At 65.9% G+C, this 6,150-nt stretch carries 6 protein-coding genes and 1 pseudogene; 5 read left to right on the top strand and 2 right to left on the bottom strand.

Annotated features, from left to right (window positions below):
- Both EOA28_RS21605 and EOA28_RS21600 read right to left on the bottom strand, forming a co-directional pair.
- The coding region (locus EOA28_RS21605) for a Rieske (2Fe-2S) protein (protein ID WP_148670791.1) at window positions 1–519 on the bottom strand (519 nt) is incomplete at its 3' end.
- Entirely contained in the window at window positions 516–788 is a 273-nt protein-coding gene (locus tag EOA28_RS21600; RefSeq protein WP_127386109.1) for a hypothetical protein, read from the bottom strand. The genes EOA28_RS21605 and EOA28_RS21600, both read right to left, overlap by 4 nt.
- Window positions 789–1,083: 295 nt before the next feature.
- Between EOA28_RS21600 and add the strand changes: the two genes are divergently transcribed.
- The 5 genes and pseudogenes from add to EOA28_RS21575 all read left to right on the top strand — a co-directional run.
- The gene (add, locus tag EOA28_RS21595) at window positions 1,084–2,115 is read left to right on the top strand and encodes an adenosine deaminase (RefSeq protein WP_127249321.1); all 1,032 of its coding nucleotides are present in this window, start codon (window positions 1,084–1,086) and stop codon (window positions 2,113–2,115) included.
- A gap of 28 nt (window positions 2,116–2,143) precedes the next feature.
- A complete protein-coding gene (locus tag EOA28_RS21590) occupies window positions 2,144–3,268 on the top strand; it encodes a BMP family ABC transporter substrate-binding protein (RefSeq protein ID WP_127249320.1) in 1,125 nt (374 codons plus the stop codon).
- Window positions 3,269–3,305: 37 nt separating this feature from the next.
- The gene (locus tag EOA28_RS21585) at window positions 3,306–4,880 is read left to right on the top strand and encodes an ABC transporter ATP-binding protein (RefSeq protein ID WP_127249319.1); all 1,575 of its coding nucleotides are present in this window, start codon (window positions 3,306–3,308) and stop codon (window positions 4,878–4,880) included.
- Entirely contained in the window at window positions 4,880–5,938 is a 1,059-nt protein-coding gene (locus EOA28_RS21580; protein WP_127249318.1) for an ABC transporter permease, read from the top strand. The genes EOA28_RS21585 and EOA28_RS21580 overlap by 1 nt, the downstream gene beginning before the upstream one ends.
- A gap of 13 nt (window positions 5,939–5,951) precedes the next feature.
- Window positions 5,952–6,150, top strand: a pseudogene (locus EOA28_RS21575) (ABC transporter permease); the annotation flags it as partial.

The following is a 6,150-nucleotide window of genomic DNA, read 5'->3' as shown; positions in this document are numbered from 1 at the left end:
GTAGAGACGACCGTCGATCTGGCGGAGGACGGGGGCTGCAGCCTCGTCGCTGAAAGGGCGCGACGGTGTCGTCTCGATCGCCGCCAGCACCGCGTCAATGGCTGCCCCGAAAAAGACGCTGCGCACCGGGACGGTCTCGCCGGTCTCCTGCGGGGCAGGAGGCGCGGACTCAGTCGGCTCGGTGGCCATCCAGATCATGCCAGCCGTCTCGACCGTCTGGAGGACCGGCACCCTAATGCTCCCCGGCACGTCCAGCTCAGGATGAGCCGGGATGTAGCGGCACTGCCCGGCCGTGTCGTACTGCCAACCGTGATAGAGGCAAGCGATGTGGTCGCCGCGCACGAAGCCGAAGCTGAGCTTCATGCCGCGATGCGGGCAGCGGTCTTCCCAGACATGCGGTGCGCCGCTGTTGTCGCGCCAGACGACGAACTCCTTACCGTCGATATGCGTGCCGGCCGAGCTCCCCGGCTCAATCGAAGCCGACAGTGCGACCGGATGCCAGACACCCGCGGTGGTCATCGTTCTTGTTCCCCATTGGAAATGCTGTGGATTCTGGTGCGCTCATAGTCGAGCACGAGGCAATCGAGCGGGCCGAGGCTGCACGCCATCTCGAACGCGTCGACGAGGTCGGGCTGGCCCGAGACTTCGACGGTGAAGCGGTCGGCGGCGACGCTCCTGATCGCCATCTTCAGGTCGAGCTTCTCCGCCCGCCGGTCGCAGAACGCGGCGAAGCTGGGCGGCACCAGCCGTCCGATGAAGGACAGCCGGGCGGTTTCGGTCGAGACCACCTTCACTCCAGCCCTCGCTGCTTCATCGCACCACGCACGCTGCCTACAATCCCAGCCATTTGCACAATTTTTAAGCAATATTGCCTTCTGTCTAATTAGGCATCATTTTGGGGCTTGTGCAAGCCAAATTTCCCTGACATCTGTTGCGTAAGGGAGAATGGAAGGCACGGAAAACGACGAAAAAGTCGAACAACTTCGTGTTGAATAGGTGTCCCGCAACGGCCTGAAAGAGCCGGAAGGGAAATGAGGCAGATGGCGCCGTCAGCGACATTGTGCCTCGGAATGGGGAAGGCTGATGTCTTTGGCGAGCTTCGTTCAGCAGCTGCCCAAGGTCGAGTTGCATCTGCACCTCGAGGGCGCCGTTTCCGCCTCTACCTTCGCCGATCTCGCCGCTTTGAATTCGGTCGCGCTGCCCAAGCCGACAGCTGAGCTGTACAGCTACGACAACCTGCCCGACTTCCTGAAAATCTACGACCTGGTCTGCGCCTCGATCAAAAGCGCCGCGGACTTCTCGAGGGTTACCTTCGAGGCGCTGGAGCGCTGCGCGATCGCCGGGGCGCGCTACGTCGAGCTCTTCTTCAGCCCGCATGCGCATCTCGCCCACGGCGTTTCCTACTCCAACATGCTCGCCGGCGTTCTCGACGGGATGCGGCGCGCCAAGGAAAAATATGGCGTCGTCTGTAAGCTCATTCCCGCACACAGCCGCGAGCTCGGACCGGAACGCGGCGAGCAGTTCCTGGATATGGTGCTGGCCGAGCGCGTGCCCGACGTGATCGGCATCGGCCTTGACTACAACGAGGCGCCGTTTCCGCCGGCTCCCTACGCGACGATGTACGAGCGCGCGCGCTCAGAGGGGCTGAACGTCACCGCCCATGCGGGCGAATCCGGCCCGGCCGAGAACGTTGCCGACAGCATCGACCTGCTCGGCGTGCGCCGCATCGACCACGGCTACCACGTGGTCGACGATCCCGCGCTGGTCGAGCGCTGCAAGGAAGCCGGCATCGTCTTCACCTGCTGCCCGAGCACGACGCTGGCAACCACGGTCTGGCGCGACCTTGCGGCTCCTGGCCACGCGATTCGGCGCATGATCGAGGCTGGCCTCAACGTCACCATCCATTCCGACGATCCGCCGATGTTCGCCACCACGCTCGACCGCGAATACGCGCTGGTCATGGACAATTTCGCGCTCTCGCCGGAGGCGCTGAAGAAGATCGCGCTCGCCGGCCTCGAGGCCGCATGGCTCGACAACGAAACCAAGCAGGCATGGATGTCCGAATGGTCGGCGGAAATCGATGGCCTGCTGAAAACCGAACTCCTCCCAAACTGACCGCCGTGTATCGCGCAAAGGATAGAACATGATCAGTATCGAGAAGCTTTCCCGCCGTGGATTCCTCAACATGGGCGCCGCCGCCGGCGCCTCGCTCCTGCTGCCCAGGACGGGCCTCGTCGGCGCCGCGCGCGCGGCCGCGCCATTGCCAGCCGTCGCCGAAGAGAATGCCGTGATCGGCTTTGGCCATGTCGGCCCGGTCACCGACGAAGGCTGGACGTGGGCGCATCACCAGGGCGTGCTGGCCGTACAGAAGGCGTTCCCCAAGCTGAAGAAGGTGCTCGAGGTGGAGAACGTGCCGTATTCGGCGGATGCCACCCGTATCTACCGCCAGTTCGTGAGCGAAGGCGCCAATCTCATCTTCGACACATCCAGCACTGGCGACTTCCTGCACGAGGTTGTGAAGCGGGCGCCCGACGTCGGCTTCATGGAGTGCGACGGCCGCACCACGATGGACAATCTCGGCTGGTACTATCTCAACCATTGGTACCCGACCTATGTGCTGGGTGTTGCCGCCGGCCATCTCAGCAAGTCCGGCAAACTCGGCTATGTCGCCTCCTTCCCGGTTCCGTCGGTGTTCAGCGGCACCAACGCCTTCCTCCTGGGCGCGCGTTCGGTCAATCCGAATGCCACGCTGCAGGCGGTCGTCATCAACTCCTGGTTCGACCCGCAGGCCGCCGCGCAGGCCGGCACCGCGCTCATCGACAATGGCTGCGACTTCCTGTTCGGCATCATGGACGAGGCCGCCTATCTGCAGGTCGCCGAGAAGCGCGGCGTCTGGGCAGCGATGTGGAACACCGACATCCGCCGCTACGGTCCGAACGCCTACGTCTCCTCCATTATCATCGACTTCAAGGACTTCTACGTCGACCAGGTGAAGAAGCGCCTGGCCGGCGAGTGGACCTCGAGCGAGAACCTGTTTGCGATGGGCAAGGGCATCGACCGCGACGCATGGGGCGAGAAGGTCCCAGCCGATGTCGCCAAGGCGGCGGACGACGTGCGAGAGAAGATCCTCGGCGGCTGGTCGCCCTTCGCCGGCGAGATCAAGGACTCGACCGGCAAGGTCCGCGTCGAGGCCGGCAAGACCATGACCGACCTCGAGCTCTACTACTGGGATTGGTCGATCGAGGGCGTCTCGGGCCTCAGCGCCTGATGACCTGCCATAACGCAGCGCATTGCGGCAGGCCGGCATGAATGCCACGCAGGATCGCTACATCGCGGCGCCGGGAACGGCGCCGCTGGTGCAGCTGAAGGGTATCGCCAAATATTTCCCGGGCGTCGTCGCCAACCAGGACGTCGATCTCGACGTGCTTCCGGGAGAGATCCACGCGCTGCTCGGCGAGAACGGCGCCGGCAAGTCGACGCTGATGAACATTCTCACCGGCATCTACCAGCCCGATGCAGGCGAGATCACCATCGATGGCTACGCCAAGGAGTTCGCCACGCCGCTCGACGCCATCGCGGCGGGCATCGGCATGGTGCACCAGCATTTCAAGCTGGTGCAGGCCTTCACCGTGGCCGAGAACATCCACCTCGGCTGGAGCGAGACGCCCCGGCTTGCCTCCGCTCGTAAGCTGGAGGCGCGGACGAAGGCGCTGGCGCAACGCTTCAACCTCAATGTGCGGGCGGACGCACGCATCAACGAGCTTTCGACCGGCGAGCAACAGCGCGTCGAGATCCTGCGCGTGCTCGCCCGCGAGGCCCGCATCCTCATCCTCGACGAACCGACGGCGGTGCTGACCCCGGCCGAGGCGCGCGAGCTCTTCAAGGCGCTACGCGAATTCACCTCGCGCGGCAACGCGGTCATCTTCATCAGCCACAAGCTGGACGAGGTGCTGGAAATCTCCGACCGCATCACCATCCTGCGCGGCGGCCGCAGGATCGCGACGCACGACACATCCGAGTGCAATCCCCGGATGCTGGCGCGGCTCATGGTCGGCCGCGACATCGTGCTCGCCGACATGCGGCAGCGGCCGCCCGGCGCGGCGCCCCGGTCGGCGGAGCCGATCCTGAGGCTGGAAAGCGTCTCGGCGCTCGACGACGGCGGAAAAACTGCCCTCCACGACATCACCCTCGACATCCATGCGGGCGAGATCGTCGGCATCGCCGGCGTCGCCGGCAACGGGCAGCGCGAGCTTAGCCATGTGCTCACCGGGCTGCAGCGCATCGCGTCGGGACGCATCGTCGTGGACGGCGCGCCGCTCGGGGCGGGGGATGCTGCTGCGTTCAGCGAGCTCGGCATCGGCCACATCCCGGAGGACCGGCTGCGCAGCGGGCTGGCCCCGGCGATGAGCGTTGCCATCAACGCGGTCATGCGCGAATACAAGAAGCCGCCCATCGGCTCCGGCGGGCTCTATCGCTCGGGCGCCGCGACCCTGCTTGCGCGCGAGATCGCCAAGGCCGCGGACGTCGCCGTGCCGGACTTCGCCATGCCGGTCCGCAACCTGTCGGGCGGCAACCAGCAGCGTCTGGTGGCGCGCCGCGAGATGCGCATCGCCCACAAGGTGCTGGTCGCCGCCTATCCCAGCCGCGGCCTCGACGTCGGCGCCATCAACACGATGCTGCGCTACATCGTCGAGCTGCGCGACGCAGGTGCCGGCATCGTGCTTATCTCGGAGGACCTGGAGGAACTCCTCAACCTCTCCGATCGCATCGCCGTGCTCTACGAGGGCCGGCTCATGGGCGCGCTCGACAACGACAAGATCGACGTCGAGCAGATCGGCCTGCTGATGGGCGGACGCACCGTGCGGAAGGAGGCGGCGTGATGTTGCAGGGCCTGCGCCTCCAGCGGCTGCCATCCGTCCAGCCTGGCATCGCGCTCGCCATGCGCGCGCTGGCCATTGCCATCGTGGTGCTGGCCGCATCCATCGCGCTGCTGGTGGCAGGCGAGGACCCGCTCGCGCTAGGAGCGCAGCTCGTCAGCGCCACCTTCAGCTCCACCTTCGGGATGGAGGATTTCGGGCTGCTCGTGATCCCGCTGATCCTCACCGGCCTCTCGGTGGCAATCGGCCAGCAGATTGGTACCTGGAACATCGGCGCCGAAGGACAGTTCCTCCTCGGCGCCTTCGCGGCCACCGCGGTCGGGCTGTTCGTACCCGGCCCTGCCTGGCTCATCCTGCCGCTGATCATTGCCGCCGGCGCGCTCGGCGGCGTCGTCTGGATCCTGGTCCCCACACTGGCGCGCGCCTTCGTCGGCGTGAACGAGCTGATCACGACGCTGCTGCTCAACTTCGTGGCTGCGCTGCTCGTCTACTACGTCTCCACCGGCCCGTGGCGCGACCGCGTCGGCATGTCCAACTCCTCGACGCCGCGGATCACGGTCGAGATGCCCGAATTCTGGGGACTGATTCACTGGGGCCTGCCGATCGCCATCCTGATGGCGCTGGCCGCCGCCGCGATCCTCGCCTTCTCCCGCTGGGGATACGAGGTGCGGCTGTCCGGCTCGAATCCTTCGGCCGCGGCCTATGCCGGCATCGCGGTGCGGCGCCACATCATCACCGTCATGCTGCTGTCGGGCCTGATCGCCGGCGTCGCCGGCGCCTTCGAGCTCGCCGGCACCGTTCACCGCCTGCAGGGCGGGATTTCCAACAACTTCGGCTATCTCGGCATCATGGTCGCGGTGCTCGCCCGCAACTCCTGCGTCGGCGTCATCTTCACCGGCATACTCATGGCCTTCATCCTCAACTCCGGCATCATCCTGCAGACTCAAGGCATCACCACCTCCGCAGTGCTGGCGATGACCGGGGCGATCCTGTTCCTGACGGCGATCGGCGACGAGCTTGCGCATTACCGCATCCTCCGCGCCGGATCGACGAGAGCATAGAGCGAGACCGACATTGGACCTCTTGACCGGAATTCTCGCCACAACCTTTCTCGCCGGCGGCGTGCTGGCGCTCGCGGCCATGGGCGAGGTGCTCGCCGAGCGCGTCGGCGTCGTCAATCTCGGCGCCGAAGGGCTGATGGCGATGGGCGCGATCACCGGCGTAGCGACCGTCGCGGCCGTTCCTTCGCCGGCGCTCGGCTTTGCCGCGGCTC

Source organism: Mesorhizobium sp. M2A.F.Ca.ET.067.02.1.1, from assembly GCF_004023285.1.
In the GTDB taxonomy this organism is placed as follows: Bacteria; Pseudomonadota; Alphaproteobacteria; order Rhizobiales; family Rhizobiaceae; genus Mesorhizobium.
Note: the sequence above shows the minus strand (reverse complement) of the source record. Positions and strands in the feature narration are given on the sequence as shown.

Bases quoted from the DNA above. Each gene is read 5' to 3' on its own strand.
- add (WP_127249321.1), top strand. From the start codon at position 1,084: ATGTCTTTGGCGAGCTTCGTTCAGCAGCTGCCCAAGGTCGAGTTGCAT.
- EOA28_RS21590 (WP_127249320.1), top strand. From the start codon at position 2,144: ATGATCAGTATCGAGAAGCTTTCCCGCCGTGGATTCCTCAACATGGGC.
- EOA28_RS21585 (WP_127249319.1), top strand. From the start codon at position 3,306: ATGAATGCCACGCAGGATCGCTACATCGCGGCGCCGGGAACGGCGCCG.
- EOA28_RS21580 (WP_127249318.1), top strand. From the start codon at position 4,880: ATGTTGCAGGGCCTGCGCCTCCAGCGGCTGCCATCCGTCCAGCCTGGC.